This is a genomic window from Variovorax boronicumulans (assembly GCF_040544675.1).
Lineage (GTDB): Bacteria > Pseudomonadota > Gammaproteobacteria > Burkholderiales > Burkholderiaceae_C > Variovorax > Variovorax boronicumulans_D.
This window is the reverse complement of sequence record NZ_JBEPKK010000016.1, coordinates 1-26,486: the sequence shown is the minus strand read 5'-3', so window position 1 is coordinate 26,486 and position 26,486 is coordinate 1. Positions and strand designations below refer to the sequence as shown.

Annotated in this window: 24 protein-coding genes and 1 pseudogene; 16 read left to right on the top strand and 9 right to left on the bottom strand. The window is 68.2% G+C overall.

Annotated features, from left to right (window positions below; all coding sequences use genetic code 11):
* Positions 1-33: 33 nt before the first annotated feature.
* From ABIC90_RS23045 to hisN, 5 genes are read right to left on the bottom strand one after another with little or no spacing between them, the layout of a single operon-like run.
* Entirely contained in the window at positions 34-480 is a 447-nt protein-coding gene (locus tag ABIC90_RS23045; RefSeq protein ID WP_354358247.1) for a DUF1877 family protein, read from the bottom strand.
* On the bottom strand, positions 477-2,057 hold the full coding sequence (locus tag ABIC90_RS23040; RefSeq protein WP_354358245.1) for a tetratricopeptide repeat protein: 1,581 nt from the start codon (positions 2,055-2,057) through the stop codon (positions 477-479). Before ABIC90_RS23040 ends, ABIC90_RS23045 begins: the two co-directional genes overlap by 4 nt.
* A gap of 49 nt (positions 2,058-2,106) precedes the next feature.
* Entirely contained in the window at positions 2,107-3,033 is a 927-nt protein-coding gene (locus ABIC90_RS23035) for an ROK family protein (protein WP_354358243.1), read from the bottom strand.
* Positions 3,034-3,048: 15 nt separating this feature from the next.
* Positions 3,049-3,243, bottom strand: a complete 195-nt coding sequence (locus ABIC90_RS23030) for a DUF2905 domain-containing protein (RefSeq protein WP_354358241.1) — start codon at positions 3,241-3,243, stop codon at positions 3,049-3,051.
* A gap of 9 nt (positions 3,244-3,252) precedes the next feature.
* Entirely contained in the window at positions 3,253-4,041 is a 789-nt protein-coding gene (gene hisN / locus ABIC90_RS23025) for a histidinol-phosphatase (protein WP_354358239.1), read from the bottom strand.
* 111 nt (positions 4,042-4,152) lie between these two features.
* Between hisN and ABIC90_RS23020 the strand changes: the two genes are divergently transcribed.
* Positions 4,153-4,545, top strand: a complete 393-nt coding sequence (locus tag ABIC90_RS23020; protein ID WP_354358237.1) for a DUF5329 family protein — start codon at positions 4,153-4,155, stop codon at positions 4,543-4,545.
* Between the two features lie 752 nt (positions 4,546-5,297).
* Here ABIC90_RS23020 and ABIC90_RS23015 read toward each other — a convergent pair.
* Complete coding sequence (locus ABIC90_RS23015) at positions 5,298-6,407, bottom strand: class I SAM-dependent methyltransferase (RefSeq protein ID WP_354358235.1); 1,110 nt, start codon at positions 6,405-6,407, stop codon at positions 5,298-5,300.
* A 30-nt stretch (positions 6,408-6,437) separates the two neighbouring features.
* Between ABIC90_RS23015 and ABIC90_RS23010 the strand changes: the two genes are divergently transcribed.
* The gene (locus ABIC90_RS23010; protein WP_354358233.1) at positions 6,438-7,226 is read left to right on the top strand and encodes an SDR family oxidoreductase; all 789 of its coding nucleotides are present in this window, start codon (positions 6,438-6,440) and stop codon (positions 7,224-7,226) included.
* A gap of 11 nt (positions 7,227-7,237) precedes the next feature.
* Entirely contained in the window at positions 7,238-7,615 is a 378-nt protein-coding gene (locus tag ABIC90_RS23005) for a dihydroneopterin aldolase (protein ID WP_354358231.1), read from the top strand.
* A 39-nt stretch (positions 7,616-7,654) separates the two neighbouring features.
* Here ABIC90_RS23005 and ABIC90_RS23000 read toward each other — a convergent pair whose 3' ends face one another.
* The gene (locus ABIC90_RS23000; RefSeq protein ID WP_354358229.1) at positions 7,655-8,878 is read right to left on the bottom strand and encodes an MFS transporter; all 1,224 of its coding nucleotides are present in this window, start codon (positions 8,876-8,878) and stop codon (positions 7,655-7,657) included.
* A gap of 99 nt (positions 8,879-8,977) precedes the next feature.
* On the opposite strand from ABIC90_RS23000, the gene ABIC90_RS22995 reads away from it, so the two are divergent.
* The 5 genes from ABIC90_RS22995 (at position 8,978) to ABIC90_RS22975 (ending at position 13,002) form a co-directional block, all read left to right on the top strand.
* The gene (locus tag ABIC90_RS22995; protein WP_354358227.1) at positions 8,978-9,919 is read left to right on the top strand and encodes a LysR family transcriptional regulator; all 942 of its coding nucleotides are present in this window, start codon (positions 8,978-8,980) and stop codon (positions 9,917-9,919) included.
* 70 nt (positions 9,920-9,989) lie between these two features.
* Complete coding sequence (ttcA, locus tag ABIC90_RS22990; protein WP_354358225.1) at positions 9,990-10,925, top strand: tRNA 2-thiocytidine(32) synthetase TtcA; 936 nt, start codon at positions 9,990-9,992, stop codon at positions 10,923-10,925.
* Between the two features lie 47 nt (positions 10,926-10,972).
* A complete protein-coding gene (locus tag ABIC90_RS22985) occupies positions 10,973-11,587 on the top strand; it encodes a DUF4136 domain-containing protein (RefSeq protein WP_354358223.1) in 615 nt (204 codons plus the stop codon).
* A gap of 30 nt (positions 11,588-11,617) precedes the next feature.
* On the top strand, positions 11,618-12,262 hold the full coding sequence (locus tag ABIC90_RS22980; RefSeq protein WP_354358221.1) for a histidine phosphatase family protein: 645 nt from the start codon (positions 11,618-11,620) through the stop codon (positions 12,260-12,262).
* 53 nt (positions 12,263-12,315) lie between these two features.
* A complete protein-coding gene (locus tag ABIC90_RS22975) occupies positions 12,316-13,002 on the top strand; it encodes a Crp/Fnr family transcriptional regulator (protein ID WP_354358219.1) in 687 nt (228 codons plus the stop codon).
* 247 nt (positions 13,003-13,249) lie between these two features.
* Here ABIC90_RS22975 and ABIC90_RS22970 read toward each other — a convergent pair whose 3' ends face one another.
* Complete coding sequence (locus ABIC90_RS22970) at positions 13,250-16,423, bottom strand: efflux RND transporter permease subunit (protein ID WP_354358217.1); 3,174 nt, start codon at positions 16,421-16,423, stop codon at positions 13,250-13,252.
* Positions 16,424-16,490: 67 nt separating this feature from the next.
* Positions 16,491-17,657, bottom strand: coding sequence for an efflux RND transporter periplasmic adaptor subunit (locus ABIC90_RS22965; RefSeq protein WP_354358414.1), 1,167 nt, complete (start codon positions 17,655-17,657; stop codon positions 16,491-16,493).
* A gap of 321 nt (positions 17,658-17,978) precedes the next feature.
* Between ABIC90_RS22965 and ABIC90_RS22960 the strand changes: the two genes are divergently transcribed.
* From ABIC90_RS22960 to ABIC90_RS22925, 8 genes and pseudogenes are all read left to right on the top strand, one after another.
* Positions 17,979-18,437, top strand: coding sequence for a hypothetical protein (locus ABIC90_RS22960; protein ID WP_354358215.1), 459 nt, complete (start codon positions 17,979-17,981; stop codon positions 18,435-18,437).
* A 109-nt stretch (positions 18,438-18,546) separates the two neighbouring features.
* Complete coding sequence (gene miaB, locus ABIC90_RS22955) at positions 18,547-19,914, top strand: tRNA (N6-isopentenyl adenosine(37)-C2)-methylthiotransferase MiaB (RefSeq protein WP_354358214.1); 1,368 nt, start codon at positions 18,547-18,549, stop codon at positions 19,912-19,914.
* Positions 19,914-21,341: a sensor histidine kinase gene (locus ABIC90_RS22950; RefSeq protein ID WP_354358212.1), complete on the top strand. Its 1,428-nt coding sequence runs from the start codon at positions 19,914-19,916 to the stop codon at positions 21,339-21,341. Before miaB ends, ABIC90_RS22950 begins: the two co-directional genes overlap by 1 nt.
* 104 nt (positions 21,342-21,445) lie before the next feature.
* Positions 21,446-22,048 (top strand): hypothetical protein, encoded by a 603-nt coding sequence (locus tag ABIC90_RS22945; protein WP_354358210.1) that lies wholly within the window; start codon positions 21,446-21,448, stop codon positions 22,046-22,048.
* Complete coding sequence (locus ABIC90_RS22940; RefSeq protein ID WP_354358208.1) at positions 22,045-23,433, top strand: sigma 54-interacting transcriptional regulator; 1,389 nt, start codon at positions 22,045-22,047, stop codon at positions 23,431-23,433. The genes ABIC90_RS22945 and ABIC90_RS22940 overlap by 4 nt, the downstream gene beginning before the upstream one ends.
* A 193-nt stretch (positions 23,434-23,626) precedes the next feature.
* Positions 23,627-23,833 carry a hypothetical protein gene (locus tag ABIC90_RS22935; protein WP_354358206.1) on the top strand — a complete coding sequence of 69 codons (207 nt, stop codon included), beginning with the start codon at positions 23,627-23,629 and terminating at the stop codon, positions 23,831-23,833.
* Between the two features lie 5 nt (positions 23,834-23,838).
* Positions 23,839-25,854: a glucans biosynthesis glucosyltransferase MdoH gene (mdoH, locus tag ABIC90_RS22930; protein ID WP_354358204.1), complete on the top strand. Its 2,016-nt coding sequence runs from the start codon at positions 23,839-23,841 to the stop codon at positions 25,852-25,854.
* Positions 25,855-26,164: 310 nt separating this feature from the next.
* Positions 26,165-26,398, top strand: a pseudogene (locus ABIC90_RS22925) (RNA ligase family protein); the annotation flags it as partial.
* Positions 26,399-26,486 lie beyond the last annotated feature (88 nt).

The window sequence follows — 26,486 nt, the reverse complement described above, 5'->3', positions numbered from 1 at the left end:
ACTCCGGCACCGCGACGCCGGCCAGCCAGTCACTCAGGCCATGTAGAAGACGACCGCGTCGCGCCGCGCGGCCGCCGCGGCAAAGAAGCGCTGCACGCCTTCCATGAATTCGCGCAGCCCCTCGATGTCGTCCTGCCAGGCCTTGGCCCAGTAGAGCGCGGCATGCCGATCCGGCTCTTCCGCAAAAAGACGCAACAGCTGCGGCACGCTGCGGTGCGCAAGCCGCGCGGCGCTGCGCTCCACATGGCTGGCCGTGAGGTACACGCAGCCCAGCCCGTCGGTGCCGGCCAGCGGCTCGCCGTCCACCGCCTCGGGCATGAGGGCCTGCACCACGTCCCAGGCCTGCTCCACGGTCTGGCTGTCGGTCGGGCCGCCCTGGTCGGCGGGCTTGCGGACCAGGTCGGCCAAAGTGGCGGGGTCCATCACCAGCGCGCGCAGCCGGTAGCGGTCGATCGCATAGAACGCGCCGCCGATGCTCATGTCGGGCTGCGCTCCACCCGCGCGGCATGCGCCACCGCAGCCAGCGTGCCGCTCACGCCGTCGACATTGCGCTGCGCATTGGCGATGTTGCCCAGGTGGTCGGGCGCGCAGATCTGGTTGAGCAGCAGCGTGCGCCTGAAGTGCACCAGCGCCTGGCGCAGGTCGCCGCGCTCCTGCGCGATCAGCCCGAGCGCGTTGTGCGCATGCGCCGCCATCGAGGAGATGCCCTTGCAGCTGCGCTCCTGGATGGCCAGCGCGCGTTCGTACAGCGGCTGGGCGCTGGCGATGTCGCGGCGCGCCATGAACAGGTCGGCGTAGTTGTTCAGCATGCTGGCGTGCAGGTCGCTGTCGCTGCCTTCGCGCTGTTCGGTCTTTTCGGCGCCTTCGGCGTCCAGCTTGTCCAGATGCACCAGCGCGCGCGCATAGCAAAGCGCGGCCTTGCGCGCCTGTCCGGTGTCCGCATAGAGGAACGCGAGGTTGTTGAAGGCGCGCACCACCGCGTTGGTCGAGGCGCCCTTGCCCGCGGCAATGGCCATGGCGATGGTCTGCTTGTAGAGCGCCTCGGCTTCGGTGTGGCGGCCGGTCGCGGCATGCACCAGCGCCAGCGTGTTGGTCGGGCCCAGCCGCCAGCTGTCGTCCAGGTCGAGGGTGTCGATCATGGTCAGGCACTCGTGCAGCGTGGCGATGGCCTGGTCGTGCGATTTCATCTGGCGGCGGATCTCGGCCAGGTTCACCAGGTGGAAGACCACCGCGGTGTCCGGCCCCGCGAACAGCCGGCGGCTGGTGGCGACGGCTTCGGCGCACAGCGGCTCGGCACGCTCCAGGTCGCCCTGCGCGAAGGCTTCCATGTACTGCTTTTCCTGGCGGGCCAGCAGGGACTGAAGGGCCTGCAGTTCGGGGGCGTCCTCCGGGCGGACGGTGGCGCCCGACAGCGTGGACAGGATGGGCAAGGCCGCGTGGATTGCTTGCGCGGCAGGGTACTCGCCGGTTTCGGCGTACACCAGCGAGAGCGCCTTGCGAATGGTCTGCAGGTCTTCGGCGGACAGGTCGATCTGCAGCGCGATGGAGAGGCTCTCCTCCAGGCTCGCCTTGGCCTTGTCGAAGGTGCCGAGCCGGTAGCAGGCCTGCCCGTGCATGCACAGCGACATCGCCAGGTTCTCGTGCGGCCCCTTGAAGACGCGGCGGGCGGCGGCCACGATCTGTTCGCCGAGCGCCGCCGCCTGCGCCCAGTCCTGCGCTGCGGCAGCGGCGATGAAGCGCTCGCGCAGCTTGTGGGCCTCGTCGAGCGCGGCCATGTCGTAGTCTTTCGCCATCGGGCGGCGCGCGGCCCGGGCGTGTGCGCCGTCATCGCGCTTCAGGCGCACATGGACCCAATAGATGTCCACCAGCAGCCACAGGCCGAGCAGGCCCAGGCAGAACCGCGAGGCCGGCAGGCCGCTGACGCCGGCGAGCAGCAGCGCCAGTTGCGCCGCGCCGGCGAAGGGGCTGTTGAGATAGAAGCGGTGCGCGCCGAGGAAGCCGCCCGCCACCAGCAGCAACCAGGCGAAGGATGCGCGGCGGGTGCAGGGCTTGCGCATGGTTCGCCGGAATCCGTGGTGTTGATCCGCGGGGTGGGCCCGGGGCCGCTCAGTCCAGCAGCGCCAGGGCGGCGTAGTCGCCGACCTTGTCGCCGAGGCCCGCGGGCACCAGCAACACGCCGCGGGTGAGCGGCATCAGCTTGCCGTCGATCTGCGCCTGCAGTTTGGGCAACAGAAAGTCGCGGTGGTGCCAGAACACGCTGCCGCCCAGGCTGATGCGCTGCAGGTCCAGCGTGATGATCATGTTGTAGAGCATGCGGCCCATCACGCGGCACAGCCCGTCGACGATGTCCAGCGCCTTCGCGTCGCCGGCCGAGGCCGCCGAGAACAGGTCGGGGGCGGATTGCCCGAAGCGGCGCGACATCGAGTTGCCGGCCACCAGCGCCTCGACGTCGCCCAGGTTGCCGCAGCCGCAGAGCGCATCGCTCGCGTCGTCCACCACGAAGCTGTGGCCCGCATGGCCCGCATTGCCGTTCTTGCCGCGCAACGCCCGGCCGTCCACGCACAGGCCCACGCCCACGCCGGTGCTCCATGTGGCATACGCGCAGTGATCGAAGCCCTTGAGCGCGCCCCAGTGGCGTTCGGCTTCGAGACCCGCGACCGCATCGTTCTCGACCCGCACCTGCCCGAAGCGCCTGGCCAGCGGGGCTTCGATGATGGCGGTCATCCACTGGTTGGGCAGGCCCCGGGCCGGGCCGGCAATGCCGCCGCAGATGTTGGGCGTGGCCAGCTCGACCATGCCGTCGTGCAGCTCGAAGGGCCCGGTCGAGGACACGCCCACGCGGTCGATGCTGGCCGCATCCACGCCTTGCTCGGCGCAGACCTCGTCGATCATCCGCAGGATCTGCACCGCCACGGCGTCGTTGTCGCCGGTCTTGGCGGTGGGCTCGCTGCGGCGGCCGATCAACGGCGCGTCACTGGAAGCGGAAAGGCTCACGGCCACCTTGGTGCCGCCGATGTCAACGCAGGCTCTCATTGCTGTGTGTCTTTTCTACAGAAGGCGCGCGACCAGGGCAGCGAGCATGCTGAGCACCACGGTGCTCCCGATGGGCAGCTGCCACTCGCGGCCGAAGGCGCGGAACTCGAAATCGCCGGGCAACCGTCCGAAGCCGAAGCGGCGCAGCCAGGCCGTGAGGCCGCTCAGGAGCACCAGTGCAAGGACGACGACGATCAGCCAGCGGAACATAAGAACAGTCTAGGCGGCGAGTACCGCCATGGCTTGTCGGTGAAGTTCGGGCGTTGCGGCGGCAATCACCCTGCCGTCGGACTTCAGGCCCAGCGGCTGGCCCTGCCAGTCGGTGATGACGCCGCCCGCGGCTTCGATCAGGCCGGCCGGGCCCAGGTAGTCGTAGGGCTGCAGGCCGGTTTCGACCACCAGGTCGATGGTGCCGCCGGCCAGTTGCGCGTAGCCGTAGCAGTCGCCGCCGAAGCGGCGCATCGCGCACTGGCGGCTCAGGCGGTCGAAGGCTTGCCAGTCGGCGGGCGAAAAGATGTCGGGCGAGGTGGTGACGATGCGGGCCTTGGCCACCTCGGTGCAGGTGCTCACGCGCACCGGCACGCCATCGCGCGTGGCGCCCTGTCCGGCCCGGCCAATCCAGCGCTCTTTCAGCACCGGCATGTCGATCATGCCGAGCACCACGCGCGCTCCTTGCAGCACGCCGATCAGCGTGCCCCAGAGCGGCGAGCCGGTGATGAAGCTGCGCGTGCCGTCGATGGGGTCGAGCACCCAGATGCGCTCGGCGTCCAGCCGCTCGGGGCCGTGTTCTTCGCCGTAGATGCCGTCGGCGGGCACGCGGGCGCCGAGGATCTCGCGCATCGCCGTCTCCGCCGCGCGGTCGGCCAGCGTGACGGGGCTTTCGTCGGCCTTGGTGACGATGTCCAGCGGCGTGCGGAAGTAGTGCATCGACTGCGCACCAGCCGCATCGGCCAGCGCCTGTGCAATGGTCGACAGATCGGAAGTGGGGGAGCTGTTGGGATTGCTCATGACAGAGAGTGATCGCGGGCCAAAACTGCGATTAGACCCGAGCCTGCCCCGGTTTGACATGAGCAGGCCCGCCGCCCTAGCATGGCCCGAAAATTGCCCCGGGATCCACGCATGGCTTCATTCAAATTCTTCCGCGCCGCACTGCTGGCCTTGCTGTTCGGCACTTGTGCCATCCTGGCCCACGCCACCCCTTCCGCCGCGGAGGACAAGCTCATCGACACGCTGATCCAGCGCGTGTCGAAGATGAGCGCCATGGTGTTCCTGCGCAACGGCAACGAATACACCGCCGCGGATGCCGCCAAGCACATGCAGGCCAAGTACGACCACTTCAAAAAGGAACTGGTCACGGCCGAAGACTTCATCGAGCGCTGCGCCTCGCGCTCGGAGATGACCGGGCAGGCCTACAAGGTGAAGCTCAACGACGGCGTGGTGAAGGACGCCAACGAGTTTCTCAACGCTGAGTTGAGGGCGTTGCGGCAGCAGGTGAAGAAGGCGAGCGGTTGAGGGGGCTCGCTTTCGTGATTGCTCGGGGGTTTTTCTTGAGGGCGGGGGCCGGGTCTCGCCCCGGCGGGCGACCTACTTTTCTTTGCTTCGCCAAAGAAAAGTAGGCAAAAGAAAGGCGACCCTGCTGTGTGTGTCCCTCCGCTGCGCTACGGGCAACCTGCGGTGCTCACGGTTCGCGGGGTCTCGCAGAACTCGCTGCGCTCAAACAGCTGCGAGCCCTGATCCGCGAACCGCTGCGCTCCTCGGCACACCCAGAAGGGAGTGGGACGGGCCATCGCTTCGCTCGGCGCTTGACGCGATGCGGGCCTTCGCTGCGCTCGGCTTGGGTTGCTGCCTCTCCCTTTTGGGGAGGGTTGGGGTGGGGCAAGCGGCATGCCTATCGAGCGCTCTGCCTGCCCCCATCCCAGCCTTCCCCCAGAGGGGGAAGGAGCAAGTCCGGAGGCCGAGCGAAGCGAAGGCCCGACTGAAGCCAGAGGCCGAGCGAAGCGATGGCCCGAAGGATTCCCCTCCCCTCTGGCTGCGCCGAGGAGCGGAGCGTTTCGCGGATCAGGGCCGCAGCTGTTTGAGCGCAGCGAGTTCTGCGGACCCCGCGAAACGCGAGCACCGCAGGTTGCCCCGTAGCGAAGCGAAGGGGTCGCAGACAGTGGGGTCGCCTTTCTTTTGCCTACTTTTCTTTGGCGAAGCAAAGAAAAGTAGGTCGCCCGCCGGGGCGAGTCCCGGCCCCGGAACACAAACCAAACCACAAGAAAAAATCAAAGCGCATGGCTCCGATCCCCCACCCCAAACCCCAAAGCGTCCCAAGGTTCGCCAACCGCCAACCCCACCACCTTGAACAGCTCCCCCATCTCATGCTCATGGATCAGCCGAGCCGCCATCGCCCGCTCTGCCACGGAGCCCTTTTCCATGAGAGACAGCAACCCGCAATTCAACAGAAACCGCGCCTGGCTGGTGTACCCCAGCACCGCGAGCCCCGCATCCTGCCCCGCCAGCGCAATGCCGGTGAAATCGACATGCGCGGTGATGTCCTTGTAGCCCACATCGGACAGCGGATCGCCGTCGGCCTGATGCGCCCGATGGCACATCACCGTGCCCATGTGCCGCTGCGGGTGGTAGTACTCGCTCTCGGGAAAGCCGTAGTCGATGAGGAAGGCCGCGCCTTTTTCAAGGCGGTCCGCCAGCGTGGCGATGAAGGCGCGCGCCTGCGGATGAATTTCGGTGAGGTAGTCGTGGTCGCCAGGCACATCGACCGGCGGCCGCAGCTCGGTCGCGCGGTCCGCCCAGGTCCACCCATCGCCTGCTGCATTGCGCGCCACACCGCGCTCGAACCAGACGCCCTTCACGCGCGCCAACAGTTGCACCGGCATCGCATCGAGCACCTCGTTGCCGACCACCACGCCCTGCATCTTTTCGGGCAGTTCGTTCAGCCACTCGACGCGGCCCGCATACCGTACCAGCGCCTGCTGCTGCCGCTCGCGCAGGGTGCCCGACAGATCGACGATGCGATAGCGCACACCGCCGCGCCCCATTTCGTCGAGCGCGTGCAGCAGCTGCACCGCCAGCGCGCCGGAGCCGGCGCCGAACTCCCAGACGGTGTCGGTGCCGGTCTTCTGCAGCGCCTCGGCCACTTGCGCGGCCAGCGTCTGGCCGAACATCGGCGTGAGTTCGGGTGCGGTCACGAAGTCGCTGCCCGACGACGGCATGTGGCCGAACTTGGCCGAGGTGTTGGCGTAGTAGCCCAGACCGGGCGCATACAAAGCGAGCGCCATGAAGCGGTCGAAGCCGATCCACCCGCCGGCGCGCTCGACGGCGCGGGCGATCAGGTGGTCGAGGGCGGTGGGTAAACTGTTCGGGGTCTTGGTCATCACCCCCTGATTCTCGCCCTCTCTCCCCGCATGAGCACCCCCTCCCTCCCCTTGACCTCCCCCACGCGCCGCACCGTCCTTGTCACCGGCGCGGGCCGACGGCTGGGCCGCGAGATCGCGCTGGCGCTGGCCGCGGGCGGCTGGCAGGTGGCGGTGCACTACCGCAACTCGCGCGCCGATGCCGAGCAGACGGTGGCCGATTGCGCGGCGCTCTCGGGCGATGCGGCGCTGTTCGAGGCCGACCTCGAAGACGAGCAGGCCACCCGCGCCCTGCTGCCCCGCGTGGCGGCGCGCTTTCGCAGCGTCGATGCGGTGGTGCACAGCGCCGCCCTCTTCGAGCACGACGACCCGGCCACCTTCAGCTATGCGCTCATGGAGCGCCACGCGCGCAGCAACACGGGCGCGGCCATCCTGCTGGCGCAGGCGCTGCACGACCATCTTGCGCGCCGCGATGCGCAGCAGGGCGCGGTGGTTCACCTGCTCGACCAGAAGCTCTGGAACCCGAACCCCGATTTCCTGAGCTACACGCTCTCCAAGGCCGCGCTGGAAGCCGCCACGCCGATGCTTGCGCTGGCCCTGGCGCCGCGCGTGCGCGTGGTGGGCGTCGCGCCCGGCCTCACCTTGCCCAGCCACATGCTGGACGACGACAAATTCGCGCAGCTGCACAAGCTGTCGCCGCTGGGCCGCTCCTCCACGCCGGCCGACGTGGTCGCCACGGTGAAGTTCGCGCTGGAGAACGGCTCGATCACCGGCACCACGCTGCTGGTGGACGGCGGCCAGCACCTGATGAAATTCGAGCGCGATTTCTCGCTCATGTGAGCACCACACGCATGTCTTCCTCCCACTCCCACGGCCGCCAGACCCTCACCCTGCTGGGCCTTCGCTTCAACGCCAACCTCGGCATCCTCGACCACGAGAAAGTCGCGCCGCAGCCGATCCAGGTCGATGCCGAACTGAACATGGGCCGGCAGCCGCTGCTGCCGCAGGACGACGACATCTTCCACGTGCTCGACTACGGCAAGGTGCGGCTGATCATCATCGACGAGTGCACCGCAGAGCACGTCAACCTGCTGGAGAGCCTGATCGGCAAGGTGGTGCACCGCCTCCTGCAACTGCCCGGCGTGCTGGGCGTGCGGGTGAAGATCGCCAAGCTCGAAATCTTCGACGACTGCGAGGTGGCGATCCGCATGGAAGCCGGGGAGTGGTGATCGGCGAGTGATCGCCGAGCGCCCCCTTTTTCAAGCACCTCAAGCCGCTGACCCGCAAGCCGCCGCCGGCTTGCCGCCCGCGGGCCACATCCGCACCCCCAGCGCACCGAGTGCCGACACCGCGGCCATCAGCGCCACGCCCGACCATCCCCACTGCGCCAGCACCAGCGCACCCAGTGCCGAGCCCGCGGCCATGCCGATGAAGACGCCGGTAAAAAACACTGCATTGAGCCGGCTGCGCGCACCGGGGTCGATGCCGTAGACAACCGTCTGGTGCGCGATCAGCGCCGCCTGCAGGCCGAAGTCGAAACCGATGGCGCTCGCCACGATGAGCGCGAGCCGAGCGGCCGGCGCCATCAGCGGCGCGAACAGCATCGCGGCGAAAGACACCACCACCAGCGCCGCCCCCATGCGGATCACCAGCTCCGGGCCCCGGCGGTCCGCCAAGCGCCCGGCGATGGGCGCGGCCAGCGCACCCGCCGCGCCGGCCAGCCCGAAGGCGCCGGCCGCTGCACTGCCCAGGTGGAACGGCGCGCCGTGCAGCATCACAGCCAGCGTCGACCAGAAGGCGCTGAAGCCGACCGACAGCAGGCCCTGCGCGAAAGTGGCGCGGCGCAGCGCGCCGTGCTTGCGCCACAGCTGCACCAGCGAACCCAGCAGCGCGCCATAGCCCAGCTGCGTGGTCGGGCGCAGATGCGGCAGGCCGCGCGCCACAGCCACGCCGATGAACGCGATGCTGGCCGCCGCCACCACGAACATGGTGCGCCAGCCGAAGTGCTCGGCCACGAAGCCGCTGACCACGCGCGACAGCAGGATGCCCAGCAAGAGCCCCGTCATCACCGTGCCGACGATCCGCCCGCGGTGCGCTTCGGGCGCCAGCGTGGCGGCGGCGGGCACCACGTCCTGGGCCATGGTGGCTGCCAGGCCGATCACCAGGCTCGCCGCGAGCAGCGGCGCCACCGACGGCGAGAACGCCGCGCCCAGGAGCGCGAGCACCAGCACCGCGGCCTTGGCCAGGATGATCCGGCGCCGGTCGAAGCGGTCGCCCAGCGGCGCCAAGAGCAGGATGCCCAGCGCATAGCCCAGCTGCGTGAGCGTGGGCACGAAGCCCACGCTGCGCGCGGAGGCGCCGATGTCGGGCCCCAGCTCGCCCAGCATCGGCTGGCTGTAGTAAAGCGCGGCCACGCCGAAACCGGCGCTGGCCGCGAGCAACAGGATCAGCGAAGCCGGCAATCCCTCATGCGTTTTTTGAATGGAAGACATGGTGTTAACCCTTAAATCACGAAGTCAGGGCCGGAGTGTGAACTTCGCCGCTCCAATGAGGTAGCCCTTTAGCCTGAACAATTGATATACGCTGTGCGCATGACAGCGCCCGCTACACCCCTCTCCACCCCCGCTTCCGCCGACCGCATCGAGCTGATGCAGACCTTCGTGCGCATCGTCGAGGCGGGCAGCCTGTCGGCCGCGGCGGCCCGGATGGGCACCACCCAGCCCACCGTGAGCCGCCGCCTCCAGGCGCTCGAACGCTCGCTGGGCGTGCGCCTGCTGCAGCGCTCCACCCATGCCATGAAGCTCACCGAGGACGGCGAGCGCTGCTTCGACCGGGCCAGGGAGCTCATCGCGGGCTGGGAGGCTTTCGAGGCCGAACTGCGCGGCGCCGGCGACCAGCCCGAGGGCCGGCTGCGGGTGGTGGCGCCCCATGTCTTCGGTCAGCAGCACCTGATCGGGCCGCTGTCGGCGTATCTGGCGCGGTATCCGCAGGTCAACGTCGAATGGCTGCTGCACGACACCCCGCGCGACCGGACGCCCGATTTCATCGCCGATGGCGTGGACTGCGCGATCCGCGTCGGCGAGGTGACGGACCCGGCCGTGGTGGCGATCCGGCTGTACGAGGTGCCGCGCATCGTGGTCGGCGCGCCTTCGCTGTTCGGGAACACGCCGCTGCCGGTGCATGCCCGCGAGCTGGAGGCGCTGCCCTGGCTGGCCGCGCTCAATTTCTACCGCACCGAGGTCGTGCTGGCGCACGAGACCACGGGCGAGGCGCACCGCGTGCCGATCCGCCCGCGGCTGATCACCGACAGCCTCTACGCGCTGCGCAGCGCGGCGGTGATGGGCGTGGGCATCGGCGTGTCGTCCGCCTGGATGCTGACCGAGGAGCTGGAAGCCGGCCGGCTGGTGCACCTGGCGCCGCAGTGGCGGGCCGCGCCCGCGCCGGTGTTCATCGTGTACCCGTATGCGCGCTTCTACCCGGCCCGCCTGCGCCTGTTCGTGGAGGCGATGCGCACCGCCTTTCCCTCGGCGTAGCCCCTGGAATGGCGGATCGGGGACAATCGCGGCTTCCCCCGACTCCCCGACTTCCCGAAGTCAACCGACCATGAACGCCGTCTGGATCGACGAGGCGCCCGCCGCCGCCGGCGCTGCCGCCACCAACTCCCTGAAGATCGAACGCGAGACCCACAAGCTCGAAAAGCGCCTGTGCCGCGAGGTGGGCCGCGCCATCGTCGACTACAACATGATCGAAGAGGGCGACAAGGTCATGGTGTGCGTCTCGGGCGGGAAGGACAGCTACGCGATGCTGGACATCCTGCTCAAGCTGAAAGCGCGCGCGCCCATTCACTTCGACATCGTCGCCGTCAACCTCGACCAGAAGCAGCCCGGCTTTCCCGAAGAGGTGCTGCCCAAGTACCTGAGCGAACTCGGCGTGGCCTTCCACATCGAGAACCAGGACACCTACAGCATCGTCAAGCGCGTGATTCCCGAGGGCAAGACGACATGCGGCCTCTGCAGCCGCCTGCGCCGGGGCATCCTGTACCGCGTGGCGGACGAGCTGGGCGCCACCAAGGTCGCGCTGGGCCACCACCGCGACGACATGCTGCAGACCTTCTTCCTCAACATGTTCTTCGCCGGCAAGCTCAAGAGCATGCCGCCCAAGCTGGTGAGCGACGACGGCAAGCACATCGTGATCCGCCCGCTCGCCTACGTGGCCGAGAAAGACCTGGTGCGCTGGGCGCAGCACCGCGAATTCCCGATCATTCCGTGCACCCTCTGCGGCAGCCAGGAGAACCTGCAGCGCAAGCAGGTCGGCGAGATGCTGCGCGAGTGGGACAAGAAGCATCCCGGCCGCGTGGAGAACATGTTCACCGCGCTGCAGAACGTGGTGCCTTCGCACCTGCTGGACGGAACGCGGCACGACTTCAAGGGTCTGAAGGCGACGGGCGTGGCAGACGACGACGGCGACAAGGCCTTCGACACGCCCTCCTTCGACTTGCTCTCCCAGGCACCGTCGGCCCTTCGCATCGTCCAGGGCTGATCCGGCTACCCAGGGGAATTGGGGGCATCGCTGCCCGGAGACCCTTCATGAAACGCGCGTTCCCCGCTCTTCTTCTCGCCACAGCAGTAGCCACGCTCAGCGGTTGCGCCACCTCCTGGGTGGTCGACAGCGATGTGAAGAGCTTTTCTTCCCTGGCCACGGTGCCGCCCGGCGCCACCTACCGCTTCGATCGCCTGCCTTCGCAGCAGGCCGACACCGCCCGGCAGGAATCGCTCGAAGCGATGGCCGCCGCCGCGCTCGACAAGGTGGGCCTGCGCCGTGACGACGCCAAGCCGCAGTACAGCGCCCAGATCGGCGCCCGCGTGACCGCCGGGCTTTCGCCTTGGGCCGACCCGTGGCTCGTCGGCGGCGGCTGGGGTTACGGCGGCGGCTATGGCCGCTACGGCTATGGCGGCTGGTACGGCGGCCCCGCCTTCTTCCCGCCGGCGGCCAACCCCTGGTACGAGCGCGAAGTGAGCATCGTGCTGCGCGAGGCGGGCTCCAACCGGGTGGTCTACGAAACCCGGGCGCGCAACGACGGCCCCTACAACGCCAGCGCGGCAATCCTGCCGGTGATGTTCCAGGCCGCGCTGCAGGGCTTTCCGAATCCGCCGCAGGGCGAGCGCCGGGTGAACATCGACCTGACGGGCGCCGTCAGATAGCCCCCAAAGGCCGCTCCTAGAATCGGCCGGATGCAAGAAGCCACCCGACTGATCGCCGTTCGCCACGGCGAAACCGCCTGGAACGTCGACACCCGCATCCAGGGACACATCGACATCGGCCTGAACGACACCGGCCTCTGGCAGGCCCGGAGCGCGGGCCAGGCGCTGGCCGACGAGCCCATCGCCGCAATTTATGCCAGCGACCTTTCGCGCGCCTGGCAGACCGCGCAGCACATCGCCGCGCCGCACGGCCTCGCGGTGCAGCCCGAGCCCCGCCTGCGCGAGCGCGCCTTCGGCCACATGGAAGGCATGAGCTTTGCGGAGATCGAAGCCACGCTGCCCGAAGACGCCAAGCGCTGGCGCGAGCGCGACCCCGAGTTCGAACCGGTCGGCGGCGAAAGCCTGCTGACCTTCCGCGACCGCGTCACCGGCGTGGCCGCCGAACTGGCGGCGCGCCACCCGGGCGAGCTGGTCGTGCTGGTTGCGCACGGCGGCGTGATGGACGTGCTCTACCGCGCCGCCACCCGCCTGGCGCTGCAGGCGCCGCGCACCTGGCTGCTGCGCAATGCGGCCATCAACCGCCTGCTGTGGACGCCCGAAGGATTCAGCCTGGTGGGCTGGAGCGACACCGCCCACCTCACGGCCGACGACACGCTCGACGAAGCCACGGCCTAGCGCGGCGGCACGATGGGCCGCTTGCCTTTCTCCGACCCGGGCAAGACGCGCCCATGAGAAAAACCAATCCCACCCCCTCGGCGTACGCCAGTTGGGACGCATCCCAGACGCTGTCTGCCCTGTGGATAGCCGCCACGCACCTGGGAAGCTTCGTCACCCTGGAAGCCGGCGACACCATTGCGCGCGAAGGGGAGCGGCACGATTACTTCTATCTCTTGCGATCAGGGTTCGTTCATTCCACGATCCAGCGAAGCAACGGCTCGGAGTTCCTGCTCGAGATCTTCGGGCCGGGGGCGATTTTTGGCGAAGGCCCGGCGTTTGCCGACAGTCCCCGGCCGACGACGACCCGGGCGGTTGCACCGGCCCTTCTCAGCCGCTACCGCCCGGCGGATGTCGCGCAGCAGTTTTCAGAGCTTCCCGGACTCGCGACCTCCTTGATCCAGCTGCTCGGATTCAAGAACCACATGGTCGTCGCCAAACTTGCCGGGGTGGCCTCGGCGGCGCCCAAGGAACGGGTCATCGATTTGCTGCTGCGTGTGGCACGCCTGCAATCGACGCAGGCATCGAAAAAACTCACCGTCGATCTGACGCATGAACAAATTGGCGCCATGACGGCATTGAGCCGCGTCACCGTCACCCGCACGTTGAATGCGCTCGCAACACACGGGCTCATTGAAACGCGGGCCCGGCAGGTCACCATCCCGAATGCGCCGGCATTGCGTCGTTTCCGCGATGCGTAACACTTAAGAAAATAGACCGCCTCCTGTATCGCTGGATACCGTCGACACCTTCACCCCATCGCCATCATTCACCCCGTCACACACAAGAGAAGAGCGATGGCGGAGGGAACGGGAGGAGCCGTTGAAAAAAGAGGCCGGAGCGCCGTGAATTGGCGATGGCCTGGGTGTGGCGTTTCGCAGGACTGCAGAAGTCCTTCCTGGCCGGGTGGTTCACGCGCATGACCATCCGGCATCTTTTGAATCGCCGTCAGGCGTGCGAGGCCGCGTGCCCTGCAGCAGCCTCGGCCTTCGCCTCGCCCGGCAGTTGCACCATCGGCCCGGTGCCGCTGTAGCGGTCCAGCGCCAGGTAGATGGCGGGCGTGATGTAGAGCGTGATCACCTGCGAGAAGATCAGCCCGCCCACCACCGCCACGCCCAGCGGCTGGCGCAGCTCGGCGCCGGCACCCAGGCCCAGCGCAAGCGGCAAGGCGCCCATCAGCGCGGCCAGCGTGGTCATCAGGATCGGGCGAAAGCGCAGCCGGCAGGCCTCGCGGATCGCATCGGCCGGCTTCATGCCTTCGGTGCGCTGCGCGTCCAGGGCGAAGTCGATCATCATGATCGCGTTCTTCTTGACGATGCCGATCAAAAGCAGGATGCCGATGGTGGCGATCAGCGTGAGGTCGAAGCCGAAGATCTTGAGCGACAGCAGCGCGCCCACCGCCGCCGAGGGCAGCCCCGCAAGAATGGTCAGCGGGTGGATGTAGCTCTCGTACAGCACGCCCAGAAGCACGTAGATGACCAGCACCGCCAGCACCAGCAGCACCGCCTGGCTGGCCTGCGAACTCTGGAACACGGCCGCATCGCCGCCGTAGGTGGTGATGATCGACTGCGGCATCTTCAGCTCGCTCTTGAACTGGTCGATCCTGGCGGTCGCATTGCCCAGCGGCACGTCGGGCGCGAGGTTGAACGACACGGTCACCGCCTGCAGCTGCCCCTGGTGGTTGACCGAGGTCGGCCCCACGGTCCGCTGGATGGTCGAGAAGGCCGACAGCGGCACCAGCTTGCCCGAGGTGCTGCGCACCGAGAGGCGGGCGACGTCGTCCTCGAACTGGCGGTCGCTGTCGGCGGCCGAAAGAATCACCTGGTAGGTGTTGCTCGCGGCGTAGATGCTGCCGATCTGCCGGTCGCCGTAGGCGTTGTAGAGCGCGGTGCGCAGGTCGCCCACCGCCACGCCCAGCACGCCGGCCTTGTCGCGGTCGATCTCCAGCGTGGCCTGCAGGCCCCGGTTCTGCGAGTCGCTGGTCACGTCGCGGAAGGAGGGGTCGGCGCGCATGCGCTCCATGAGCCGCGTGGCCCAGGGCGCCATTTCGCCGGCGTTCACGCTCTGCAGCGTGTACTGGAAGCGCGCCTTGCTCTGGCGCCCGCCCAGGCGCAGGTTCTGCACCGGCTGCATGTAGACGGCCACACCCGGAATCTCGCGGAAGCGCTCGCGCAGCGACTCCAGCACCTTGGCCATCTGCGGGCGTTCGCTGCGCGACTTGAGCACGGCAAAGAGGCGTCCGGAGTTCTGCGTGGCGGTGGGGCCGCCCACGCCGACGAAGGAACTCACGTAGTTGACGCTGGGGTCGGCCTGGATGGCGGCGGCCACGCGGTCCTGCAGCGCCTTCATGGCGGTGAATGAAATGTCTTCGGCGGCCTCGGTGGTGATCTGGATCTGGCCGATGTCTTCCTCGGGGAAGAAGCCCTTGGGAATGGTGGCGAACAGCCAGCCGGTGATGACGAAAGTCAGGCCCGCCACCACGAGCATCAGCTTGCGGTGCGCCAGCGTCCAGTCCAGCGAGCGCATGTAGCCGCCGTGCACCGCGCGGTAGCCGCGCTCGAAGCCGCGACCGATGGCGGTGCCCGGCTCGGGATGTTCTTCTTCGTGGTCGTTGCCGCCGTCGTGCGCGCCTTCCTTGCGCGGCACCTGCTTGAGCAGCCGGCTCGCGAGCATGGGCACCAGCGTGAGCGACACCACGGCCGACACCAGCACCGCCAGCGCCACCACCACCGCGAACTCGTGGAACAGGAGGCCGATGACGCCCGGCATGAAGAAGATCGGGATGAACACGGCCACCAGCGAGATCGAGATCGACACGATGGTGAAACCCACCTCGCGCGCGCCGCGCAGCGCCGCCGCATAGGGCTCCATGCCCTTCTCGACGTAGCGCATGATGTTCTCGAGCACCACGATGGCGTCGTCCACCACCAGCCCCACGGCCAGCGTGATGCCCAGCAGCGAGACGTTGTCCAGGCTATAGCCGAAGGCGTAGAGCAAGGCCACCGCGCCGATGAGCGAAATCGGAATGGTCGCCGCCGGAATCAGCGTGGCCACCAGCCGGTGCAGGAACAGAAAGATCACCATCACCACCAGCGCGATGGTGCCCAGGAGCGTGAGCTGCACGTCGTGCACCGCCTCGCGGATGGAAAGCGAGCGGTCGTTCACCACCTGGATCTCGACCGACTGCGGCAGCTCCGCCTTGAAGCGCGGAATGAGCGCGCGCACCGCGTCCACCACCTCCACCGTATTGGCATTGGGCTGGCGCTGCACCGCCAGCGAAATGGACGACTGGCCGTTGAAGCTGCTGGCCGTCTTGACCGATTCGAAGCTGTCCTCCACGGTGGCCACTTCGTCCAGCCGCACCGGCGCGCCGTTGCGCTGGCCGACGATGAGCTTGGCGAAGTCCGCCGCCTTCACCAGCTGGCGGTTGGCCTGGATGGTGAGCGTCTGGCGCGGGCCGTCGAGCACGCCGACCGGCGTGTTGGCGTTGGCCGAATTCACCGCCTTGGCCAGTTCGTCGAGCGTGATGTTGCGCGCGTTGAGCAGGTCGGCGTTGGCCTTGATGCGCACCGCGAAGGCCTTGCGCCCGTACACGCTCACCTGCGCCACGCCGTCGATGGTCGAGAGCGTGGGGGAAATGAGGTTCTCGGCGTAGTCGTTGAGCTCGGCCGGATTCATCGACGGCGAAATCAGCGCGATGAAGAGCACCGGTGCATCGGCCGGATTCACCTTGCGGTACGAGGGCAGCTGCGTGAGCTCTTGCGGCAACTGGCGCTGGGCGCGCAGCAGCGCGGCCTGCACATCGACGGCAGCGGCGTCGATGTCGCGGCTGCTCACGAATTCGAGCGTGATCGAGCTCACGCCCTGCGTGTTCACCGAACTGATGGTCTGCAGGCCCGGGATGGTGGAGAACTGCTTCTCCAGCGGCAGCGCGACCGAGCTGGCCATGGTGTCCGGGCTCGCGCCGGGGAGCTGCGCGTTGACGTTGATGACCGGCGTGTTGTAGCTGGGCAGCGCCGCCACCGGGATGCTGAAGTACGCAAAGATGCCGACGACCACGACCGCGGCCGACAGCAGCACGGTCATCGCCGGACGGCGGATGCAGAGTTCCGAAATGTTCATCGGAGGACCTCCGGGCGCCGCGCCGCGGTGCGCGCCTGCGTGTGCCTGGGGCGGCCGGGCGCGGCGCTCATGCGCGTTCCCGCTCTGCCGGCTGGGCGTCGCTGCCGTCCGAAGAGGCGGCGCTGCCGGGCGTGGCACCCGGGGTGCCCGGGGTGCCGGGGGCGTTCGGTGCGGGCGCCGCGCCCTTGTCGTCCACGCGGATCTTGCCGCCCGGCCGCACGTTCTGGCTGCCTTCGATCACCACCTGCTCGCCCGGCTGGACGCCGCTCACCGCCACCTTGGTGCCGAAGGTGTGCAGCGTGTTCACCTTGCGGCGGGTGGCGGTCCTGGCCTGGTCGACCACATAGAGCGAGGTGCCGTCGGCCAGCATCATCAATGCCGCGGCCGGCACCACGGTGGCGCCGGTGAGCGTGCGCACCGTGATGCGCGTGCCGACGAACTGGCCGGGCCACAGGCCCTGGTCGGCGTTGTCGAACACGGCCTTGGCACGCACCGTGCCGATCTGCGGATCGACGGTGTTGTCCACGAAGTCGAGCCTGCCGATCAGCGGCGTCTTGCGCCCGGCCACCAGGGCTTCGACCGGCGCCTGGGTGCGCGCGGCCTGCAGCAGGTCCTGCAGGTTGCCTTCGGGCACGGGGAAGCTCACCGCGATGGGGTCCAGCTGCGTGACGGTGACCAGCGACAGCGTCGGCTGCACCAGCGTGCCGGGGTAGATGTTGACCGCGCCGATGCGGCCGGCGATGGGCGCGCGCAGCGTGGCATAGCCCAGCGCCACCTGCGCCGACTGCACCGCGGCGCGGTCGGACGCCACGGTGGCACGCTGTGCCTCGAGCTGCGACAGCGTGGCGTCGGCCGCGCTCTTGGCGATGAAGTTCTGCGCCACCAGCTCCTGGCTGCGCTTGTACTGGCGCTCCAGGTCGGCCATGGTGGCCTCGTCCTTCTTCTGCTGGGCGCGGGCGCGGGCCAGGTTGGCCTGGTCGTTGCGGTCGTCCAGCGAAAAGAGCAGTTGGCCGGCCTTGACGAACTGCCCTTCCTTGACGTGGACGGCGCTCACTGTGTTGGTGACCTGCGGGCGCAGGTCGACGCTGTTGAGGGACACCACGCTGCCGTTGACCTGCACGGTCACGGGCACGTCCTGCTTTTCGGCGGTGGCGAGCGTCACGAGTGCGGGGGCGGCGCCGGCGGCTGCCGGGGCGGCCTGGCCGCTTTTTGCCGCCTGCTTGTCGCCGGACATGCTCCACCACCCGGCCGCGACGGCGACGATCAACACACCCGCAAGGGCTATGGCAGCATTTTTCTTCATGGGTTCTTGTGCACTTTGGGCTAACACCGTCTATTGAATCAGCGGTCGACGCGCAGTGGTCACGGGCACCGTAAAGAATAGTAAAGCAGGTCAACCGCCAGGCCTGTGCCAATGGCGCGAATGGCGCCAAAGCAGCGATCGGCCCCCGCGCAACCGGCTGGGGCCGGCATGGCAAGGGCAAACCGGCGGCCGTCGGCCCGCGCGCCAACCCCCCGTAAAATCGCCGCTCACCCCAGCCTCTGGATATACCCCATGAACCGCTGCAAAAAGAATCCCACGCACGCTCTCTCCCTCCTGGCGCTTTGCGCCGTCGTTGCCGGCGCCGGCCTTTTCTCGCTCGAGGCACGCGCCCAGGACGAGGTGCCCCGCCCGCAAACCCAGAACGAATCGCTCAACGGCGGACGCAACTTTCCCATCGGCACGCTGCGCGGCAAATTCATGGTGACCGATGCGCCCGACGTCGAGCTCGACGGCCGGGCCGACCGCCTGGGCGCCGGCGCCCGCATCCGCAGCGCGCAGAACATGCTGGTCATGCCCGGCGCGATCATCGGACAGAAGTACCTGGTGAACTACACGCGCGACGCCGCCGGCCTGCTGCGCGAGGTCTGGATCCTCACGCCCGAGGAAGCCGTGGCCAGCCGCGAGTCGCTGAACAAGCCGCTGCTGAACATCTGGCCGTTCACCTCGAACGACACCCTCAACACGCAATAACGCAGCCATGCAGCAGCGCGCCACGCGCTGCGACCGAGCAAGAAGCGGCGCAGGCCTTCCGGGTCCGCCGCGGCGCCCTCCACCTTGCGCAGGGCTTCAGAGAATTCCCATGAAAAAAGTATTCATCAAGACCTTCGGCTGCCAGATGAACGAGTACGACTCGGACAAGATGGCCGACGTGCTCCACGCCGCACAGGGCTACGAGCCCACCCAGAACGTGGACGAGGCCGACCTCATCCTTTTCAACACCTGCTCGGTGCGCGAGAAAGCGCAGGAAAAGGTGTTCTCCGACCTCGGCCGCGTGAAGCACCTGAAGGCCAAGGGCGTGAAGATCGGCGTGGGCGGCTGCGTGGCCAGCCAGGAGGGTGCGGCCATCATCGCGCGCGCGCCTTACGTCGACATCGTGTTCGGCCCGCAGACGCTGCACCGCCTGCCCGAGATGCTGAACGACCGCGAGCGCCTGGACCGCCCGCAGGTGGACATCAGCTTCCCCGAGATCGAGAAGTTCGACCACCTGCCGCCCGCACGGGTCGACGGCGCGACCGCCTTCGTGTCGATCATGGAAGGCTGCTCCAAGTACTGCAGTTACTGCGTGGTGCCCTACACCCGCGGCGAGGAAGTCAACCGCCCGCTGGACGACGTGCTGGTCGAAATCGCCGGCCTGGCCGACCAGGGCGTGCGCGAGATCACGCTGCTGGGCCAGAACGTGAACGCCTACCGCGGCCGCATGGGCGAGACCGCTGAAATCGCCGACTTCGCGCTGCTCATCGAATACGTCGCCGAGATCCCCGGCATCGAGCGCATCCGCTACACCACCAGCCACCCGAACGAGTTCACGCCGCGGCTGATCGAGGCCTACGCCAAGGTGCCGCAGCTGGTCAGCCACCTGCACCTACCGGTGCAGCACGGCAGCGACCGCATCCTGATGGCGATGAAGCGTGGCTACACCGCCATGGAATACAAGAGCACGGTGCGCAAGCTCCGCGCCATCCGCCCCGACCTGGCGCTCTCCAGCGACTTCATCGTCGGCTTCCCCGGCGAGACCGACGAGGACTTCGCCAAGATGATGAAGCTCATCGACGACTGCCAGTTCGACAACAGTTTCAGCTTCATCTTCAGCCCGCGCCCCGGCACGCCGGCCGCCGCGCTGCACGACGACACCCCGCATGAAGTGAAGCTCGCGCGCCTGCAGACGCTGCAGCGGGTGATCGACGGCAACGTGCGCCGCTTCGGCGACGCGCTGGTAGGCAGCACGCAGCGCGTGCTGGTGGAAGGGGCTTCGCGCAAGGACGCCAACGAGCTGATGGGCCGCACCGCCTGCAACCGCGTCGTCAACTTCGAGGGCGATGCACGCCTGGTCGGCCAGATGACCGACCTGCGCATCACGCGCTCGCTGGCCTACACGCTGCGCGGCGAGGTGGTGACACGCGAATCGTCGCCGACGCTGCAACAACCCGCCGCGGCGATCGCCCACTGATGGCGAAGCGACCTTCGATCCGGGGCTCGTTCCAGCAGCTCCTGCTCTTTGCCTTTTTGCTGATCACCGCGCTCTTGGTGGGCGTGGCGCTGCGCTCGGTGTTCCAGTACGACGCGCTCATGACCCAGAGCCGCGACGCCGCGGCGCGCGCGCTGCGCCTCTCGGGCGCGGCCCAGTCGCTGGCCGAACGCAGCGCGGCCATGGAGCGCGCGGGGCGCCAGTCGCTGGTGCTCAACGACGCGGTGCTGCGCCGCCGCTTCGACGAGGCCGCGCGCGAATCGCACCAGGTGCTGGAGCGGCTCGAAAACAACGGCCTGCTGCCTGCGAGCACCGAGCCATGGCGCGCGCAGTTGGCCGTGATCGAGGGCCTGATGAGCGGCAGCGCCGACAGCGCCCTGGCCCGCGAAAGCAACATGGCCGTGCAGTTTCGCGAGCTCGACACGCTCAACACCAGCCTCGCGCAGCAGGCCCAGTTCCTCATCGAGATGCAGAACGACGCGCTCGCCAAGCGCATCGAGAACGCGCGCCGCCGGCTGATGCGCGAGGTGGTGGCCGCGAGCGTGCTGGCGGTGGTGCTGGCGCTGGCCTTCGGCATCTGGCTCGCGCGCCCATTCAAGCGGCTGGAGAGCGCCATCGTCGGCCTCGGCCAGAACCGGCTGGACGAGCCCATCGACATCCGCGGCCCGGCCGACGTGCGGCGGGTGTCGCAGCAGCTCGAATGGCTGCGGCTGCGCCTGACCGAACTGGACGCCGACAAGGCGCGTTTCCTGCGGCATGTGTCGCATGAACTCAAGACGCCGCTGGCCGCGCTGCGCGAAGGGGTTTCACTGCTCGAAGACGGCGTGACGGGTCCGCTGACCCCGGCGCAGCTGGAAGTGGCCCAGATCCTGAACCAGAACACCGTCTCGCTGCAGGGCCAGATCGAGGCGCTGCTGCGCTTCAACGCCGCGGCCTTCGAGGCGCGCGAACTGCGCCGCGAACGCACCGAGCTGCTGCCGCTGATCGAAGAGCAGGTCGAGGCGCAGCGGCTGCAATGGCAGGCGCACGGACTGCGCGTGCGCACCGAGGGCGAAGCCATCGCGCTCACCGTGGACCGCACCAAGCTGGGCACGGCCATCGCCAACCTGCTGTCCAACGCCATCCGCTTCTCGCTGTCGGGCGGTGTCATCACCCTGGCCGTGTCGAGCACGCCGGAGGCAGTGCACATCGACGTGAACGACGCCGGCCCCGGCATTGCCGAGAACGACCGCGACCGGATCTTCGAGCCATTCTTTCGCGGCGAACGCCAGCCCGAGCACACGGTCAAAGGCACCGGCATCGGACTTTCCATCGTGCAGGAGTACATTGCAGCCCACGGGGGCCGCATCACGCTGCAGCCTGGCGGACCCGGTGCACGTTTTCGCATCGAGTTGCCGCGCACGGCTTGAACCCGCCCTTGCGGCACGCCCATCTGAAACACCGCCTCCCGCCCTTTCTTCGATCCATGCCTTTTTCGTTCGTCCGCAGTTCCACCCTTGCCGGGGCCACGGCCATGGCTTTCGCCCTGTTGCTGGCCGCCTGCGCCACGCAGCTCAAGCCGCCGGCCGAGGCCAGTGCGCTGCCGCCGCCGGCCGTCGTGCCGCGCGTGATGCCCGTCGAGGCCGAGCCCAGGGTGGTCGCCACGCAGCCCGCCTCGCTGTTCACGCTGATGACCCAAGGCCCGCAGGCGGCCATGCTGTCGTATGCCGACAAGGTGCGCCCGCTCGGCGGCGGTGAGCTCAATGCCGAGATGGCCCGCATCGGCGACCCCGGCGATTCGCCCACCGCCCAGATGCAGCTGGCGATCCTGCTGTCGCAGACCCGCGTGCCGGCCGACCTGGCGCGCGCTCTGGGCCTGCTGCAACGCGTGATCGCCAACCCCTCGCCCGAGGCGCAGCCGCTGCATCCGCTCGCACGCGCCCTGGCCGCCCGCTATGTGGAACAGCGCCGTGTCGAGGACGACCGCGACAGGCAGGTGCAGCAGCTGCGCGACAGCCAGCGCCGCATCGACCAGCTCAACGACCGCATCGAGGCGCTGCGCGCCATCGAGCGCAGCTTCTCGCGGCCCGCGAGCACGCCGGCACCGGCAACCAACGGAACCAAACCAACCCCATGAGCACAACCGGCGCCCGTCTCCTGGTGGTCGACGACGATCCGGACATGCTGCGCCTGATCTCGATGCGGCTGGTGTCGGCGGGCTACCAGGTCACGGCCGTGACCTCGGCCGAGACCGCGCTCACCCAACTGGAAATCGAGCATCCGCAGCTGGTGCTCAGCGACGTGCGGCTGCCCGGCCGCGACGGGCTCGCGCTGTTCGACGAGATCCGCAAGCGCCACCCCTCGCTGCCGGTGATCCTGCTCACCGCGCACGGCACCATCCCCGACGCGGTCGAGGCCACGGCGCGCGGTGTGTTCACCTACCTCACCAAGCCCTACGACGCCCGCGAGCTGCTCGACAAGATCGCGCAGGCGCTGGCGCTGGGCGCCCCCGCCAGCACGCCGGCCAAGGGCGGCGACGAAAGCTGGCGCGCCGAAATCGTGAGCCGCAGCAACCGCATGGCCGAGCTCCTGGCCGAGGCGCGCATGGTCGCCAAGTCGGACGCCTCGGTGCTGCTGCGCGGCGACTCCGGCGCCGGCAAGGAACTGCTGGCGCGCGCCATCCACAAGGCCAGCGCGCGCGCCGACAAGCCCTTCGTGGCGGTCAATTGCGGCGCCATTCCCGAGGCGCTGCTCGAGTCGGAACTCTTCGGCCACATGAAGGGCGCCTTTACCGACGCGCACGCCAACCACAAGGGCCTGTTCCAGCAGGCCGACGGCGGCACGCTGCTGCTCGACGAAATCGGGGACATGCCACCCGCGCTGCAGGTCAAGCTGCTGCGCGTGCTGCAGGAGCACGCGGTGCGGCCGCTGGGCGGCAGCCAGTCGATCCAGGTGGACGTGCGCATCGTCTCGGCCACCCACCGCGACCTGGACGCCGCGATGGAGGCGGGCCAGTTCCGCGAAGACCTTTACTACCGCCTGAACGTGGTGACGCTCACGCTGCCGCCGCTGTCGGCGCGGCGCGAAGACATTCCGCTCCTGGCCAACCACTTCCTGCAGCGCCTGTCGACCAAGTACGGCAAGCGGCTCTCGGGTTTTGCGCCCGAGGCGCTGAAGGCGCTGACCACCGCGGCCTGGCCGGGCAATGTGCGCCAGCTCTTCAACGTGGTGGAGCAGGTGTGCGCGCTGTCGAGCTCGCCGCTGATTCCGCTGGCGCTGGTGCAGCGCGCGCTGCGGGTGCCCACGGTCGAGGTCCAGACCTATGCGGACGCCAAGCAGCGATTCGAGCGCGATTACCTGGTCGGCCTGCTCAAGCTGACCGACGGCAACGTGGCCGATGCGGCCCGCCTGGCCGACCGCAACCGGACCGAGTTCTACCGCCTGCTGCAAAAGCACGAGCTCACGCCGGGGCACTTCAAAGCCGACGCTGTCGCTCCGGGTCCGGAGCCTGTCGCCGACTAGCGACGCACCTAAGTTGTTGATTTAAAAGGCCATTTCCACCGAGCCTCGAAGGCTTGTCGGGATTCGGCGACAAAAACAGGGGTTTTGGAGGCCTTGGCCGGGCCATCCCCGTCAAAACGGCATCCAGATCGCGCCAAGTCGTTGATCTGAAAGCGTTTTTCCATGCTGGCACAGGGTTTGCCCCTGTAGAGGCATGACAGCACTTTCCAGCCCATCTTTCGCACTGCGTCCGCAGCGCGACGGCCTGCGTCAAAAGCAGTTTTCCCTCTCGCGGCCCCGTGCCGCGGGTCATTCGCTGGCGGCTCTCGCCAGCGCCGGCAGCGCCGAGACGGATTGCGTGATCAAGCGCTTTCCTGCAATCGGCGACACCCCTTCTTCCCTCGACAAGCAACGTTGGTAAATCCCATGAAGCCCACTGACTTCTCCCAACTGAACGTGCTGACCGAAGCCGACTTTTCGCACCGCAGCCCGGTGCGCGAAGAACGCCATCCCAACGCCGTCACCGCCCCCCCGGTCAACCGTGGTTCGATGACGCCCCGCCCCTGGCGCGGTTTCTGGAACAGCATCGGCACCGCCCTGCTGGTGAAGCTGGGTGCCGGCCGCGATGCCGAAGCCTCGAGCGCCGAGCAGGCTTCGCAGGTCAAGCAGCCGTGGCAGCGCGCCGCGGCCCGCCGCCGCAATGCCTTCATGCTGCTCACCGTGCTGAGCACCGTGATCGCCTCTACGCTGTTTGCCGGCGTGCAACCCGACTACAACAACGTCTGGCTCGAATACGGCCAGATCGGCCTGTACGGCCTGCTGTCGGGCTGGGTCGTGACCGGCTTCGTGACCGCGCTCATGGGCTTCTACGTTTCCGTGCGCGGTGACAAGCACGCGCTGTCGGCCAAGCAGGTGGTCAACCACCCGATGAACCCCGAGGCACGCACCGCGATCATCATGCCGATCTGCAACGAAGACGTTGCCACGGTGTTCGCCGGCCTGCGCGCCACCTGCGAATCGGTGGCCTCCACCGGCCACGCGAAGCAGTTCGACGTGTTCGTGCTGTCCGACAGCTACACCCCCGAAACCGCCGCCGCCGAGCGCGCCGCCTGGGAAGACCTTCGCGCCGCCCTCGCCGACAGCCCGAACCAGCCGCAGGTGGAGGTGTACTACCGCCTGCGCACCCGCCGCACCCATCGCAAGGCCGGCAACGTGGCCGACTTCTGCCGCCGCTGGGGCAAGGACTACCGCTACATGGTCGTGCTCGACGCCGACTCGGTGATGAGCGGCGACTGCCTGACCTCGATGGTCAAGCTGATGGAAGCCAACCCCAGCGCCGGCATCATCCAGACCGCGACGCAGGCCATCGGCCACGTCACGCTGCATGCCCGCGCACAACAATTCGCTTCCCGCGTGACGGGCCGCCTGTTCACGCTGGGCATGCAGTTCTGGCAACTGGGCGAATCCCACTACTGGGGCCACAACGCGATCATCCGCGTCGAGCCCTTCATGAAGCATTGCGCGCTGGCCTCCATCAAGGGCACCGGCGGCATGTCGGGCGGCATCATGTCGCACGACTTCGTCGAAGCCGCGCTGATGCGCCGTGCCGGCTACAACGTGTGGCTGGTGTCCGACCTGGTCGGCAGCTACGAGCAGCAACCGCCGGACCTGCTGGCCGAACTGCAACGCGACCGCCGCTGGTGCCAGGGCAACCTGCAGAACGCCCGCCTGATGGCCGAACCCGGCATCCACCCGGTGCACCGCGCGATGTTCGTGACCGGCACCATGGCCTATGTTTCGGCGCCGCTGTGGCTCGCGTTCCTGACGCTGGGCACGGCCCTGTGGCTCAGCGGCTCCAGCCTGGTGTCGAGCTGGAGCGTGCTGCCCGCCGAGCTGGCCGGCCTCTGGATCTGGACCCTGTGCCTGTTGTTCCTGCCCCGCGTGCTCGGCATCGCTGCCGTGCTGATGCGCGGCGAGCAACGCCAGTACGGCGGTACCTGGGGCCTTGTGAAGAGCTCGCTCATGGAAAGCGCCCTGGCCATCGTGCAGGCACCGGTTCGCATGCTGGCCCACTCGCTGTTCGTGCTGGTCGCCCTCACCGGCATCAAGCTCGACTGGAAGTCGCCCCCGCGTGAAGCCAACGCCGTGCCGTGGAAGGTTGCTGCAACCCAGCTGGCCCCCATGACCCTGGTGATTGCCATGCTGGCCGTCGGTGTCGCCATGATCGACCCGAGCGCGCTGATCTGGCTCATGCCTGTCGGCCTGCCGCTGCTGCTGGCGATTCCGCTGACCGTGCTGACCAGCCAGATCGCGCTGGGCACCACGCTGCGCGACCGCGGCTTCCTGCTGATTCCCGAGGAATCGCGTTCGCCCGCCGTGCTGCGCCGCGCCTGGATGCATGCGCTGCGCCTGGCGCGCCCGGCGGCTCTGGCTGCAGCCTGATGCGCTGAAGACACAGCACCCGCGAAAAGCCGGCCTCCGTGGTCGGCTTTTTTCATGGGCGTGGCTAGAATCGCCGACTCTTTTCTTTCAACCCACGGATCCCCGTCGATCCCCTGGAGCGCCAAGTGCCCCGATTCGCCGTCATCACTCTCTGACGCCGACAACACCACCTCACTGCTGGTCATGTCGGGCGCCAAGCTGCGTTCCACATTGACCAGACACGGCCTCTACGGCCATCGAAGTCGACTCTCTCTTCCAGCTTCGCTCCCGCGCGTTGTCGGTTCTTCCTGATTTGCATCTGGAGAACAACGTGTTCCCTCTCTCTTCTTCTCTTTCGTCGATTCCGCTGCTCAAGTACCCGCGTACTGCGCATCTGGAAGGCTCGCGCCTGCAGGCCGGCGATACCGACGACGGCCAGACGCCGTTGTTGGCGCTGCACGGCCAGCAGGTGGTCATCGAGGAAAAACTCGATGGCGCCAATGCGGCCCTGTCGTTCACCTCGGCGGGCGAACTGCTGCTGCAATCGCGCGGCCACTACCTAGTGTCCTGTCCCGTTAATTCGCCCGCATAGGCGGGTGAGTTTTTCGAGGATCGAATTGGCCGTTGCTGTCCATGTGAACGGCTTGCAGTTC

Coding starts and splice junctions, on each gene's coding strand:
- ABIC90_RS22960 (WP_354358215.1), top strand. CDS start 17,979: ATGAACCGCTGCAAAAAGAATCCCACGCACGCTCTCTCCCTCCTGGCG.
- ABIC90_RS22945 (WP_354358210.1), top strand. CDS start 21,446: ATGGCTTTCGCCCTGTTGCTGGCCGCCTGCGCCACGCAGCTCAAGCCG.
- ABIC90_RS23045 (WP_354358247.1), bottom strand. CDS start 480: ATGAGCATCGGCGGCGCGTTCTATGCGATCGACCGCTACCGGCTGCGC.
- ABIC90_RS22995 (WP_354358227.1), top strand. CDS start 8,978: ATGACAGCGCCCGCTACACCCCTCTCCACCCCCGCTTCCGCCGACCGC.
- ABIC90_RS22975 (WP_354358219.1), top strand. CDS start 12,316: ATGAGAAAAACCAATCCCACCCCCTCGGCGTACGCCAGTTGGGACGCA.
- ABIC90_RS23015 (WP_354358235.1), bottom strand. CDS start 6,407: ATGACCAAGACCCCGAACAGTTTACCCACCGCCCTCGACCACCTGATC.
- ABIC90_RS22935 (WP_354358206.1), top strand. CDS start 23,627: ATGACAGCACTTTCCAGCCCATCTTTCGCACTGCGTCCGCAGCGCGAC.
- miaB (WP_354358214.1), top strand. CDS start 18,547: ATGAAAAAAGTATTCATCAAGACCTTCGGCTGCCAGATGAACGAGTAC.
- mdoH (WP_354358204.1), top strand. CDS start 23,839: ATGAAGCCCACTGACTTCTCCCAACTGAACGTGCTGACCGAAGCCGAC.
- ABIC90_RS22940 (WP_354358208.1), top strand. CDS start 22,045: ATGAGCACAACCGGCGCCCGTCTCCTGGTGGTCGACGACGATCCGGAC.
- ABIC90_RS22950 (WP_354358212.1), top strand. CDS start 19,914: ATGGCGAAGCGACCTTCGATCCGGGGCTCGTTCCAGCAGCTCCTGCTC.
- ABIC90_RS23040 (WP_354358245.1), bottom strand. CDS start 2,057: ATGCGCAAGCCCTGCACCCGCCGCGCATCCTTCGCCTGGTTGCTGCTG.
- ABIC90_RS22970 (WP_354358217.1), bottom strand. CDS start 16,423: ATGAACATTTCGGAACTCTGCATCCGCCGTCCGGCGATGACCGTGCTG.
- ABIC90_RS23020 (WP_354358237.1), top strand. CDS start 4,153: ATGGCTTCATTCAAATTCTTCCGCGCCGCACTGCTGGCCTTGCTGTTC.
- ABIC90_RS22980 (WP_354358221.1), top strand. CDS start 11,618: ATGCAAGAAGCCACCCGACTGATCGCCGTTCGCCACGGCGAAACCGCC.
- ABIC90_RS23030 (WP_354358241.1), bottom strand. CDS start 3,243: ATGTTCCGCTGGCTGATCGTCGTCGTCCTTGCACTGGTGCTCCTGAGC.
- hisN (WP_354358239.1), bottom strand. CDS start 4,041: ATGAGCAATCCCAACAGCTCCCCCACTTCCGATCTGTCGACCATTGCA.
- ttcA (WP_354358225.1), top strand. CDS start 9,990: ATGAACGCCGTCTGGATCGACGAGGCGCCCGCCGCCGCCGGCGCTGCC.
- ABIC90_RS23035 (WP_354358243.1), bottom strand. CDS start 3,033: ATGAGAGCCTGCGTTGACATCGGCGGCACCAAGGTGGCCGTGAGCCTT.
- ABIC90_RS22965 (WP_354358414.1), bottom strand. CDS start 17,657: ATGTCCGGCGACAAGCAGGCGGCAAAAAGCGGCCAGGCCGCCCCGGCA.
- ABIC90_RS23000 (WP_354358229.1), bottom strand. CDS start 8,878: ATGTCTTCCATTCAAAAAACGCATGAGGGATTGCCGGCTTCGCTGATC.
- ABIC90_RS23005 (WP_354358231.1), top strand. CDS start 7,238: ATGTCTTCCTCCCACTCCCACGGCCGCCAGACCCTCACCCTGCTGGGC.
- ABIC90_RS23010 (WP_354358233.1), top strand. CDS start 6,438: ATGAGCACCCCCTCCCTCCCCTTGACCTCCCCCACGCGCCGCACCGTC.
- ABIC90_RS22985 (WP_354358223.1), top strand. CDS start 10,973: ATGAAACGCGCGTTCCCCGCTCTTCTTCTCGCCACAGCAGTAGCCACG.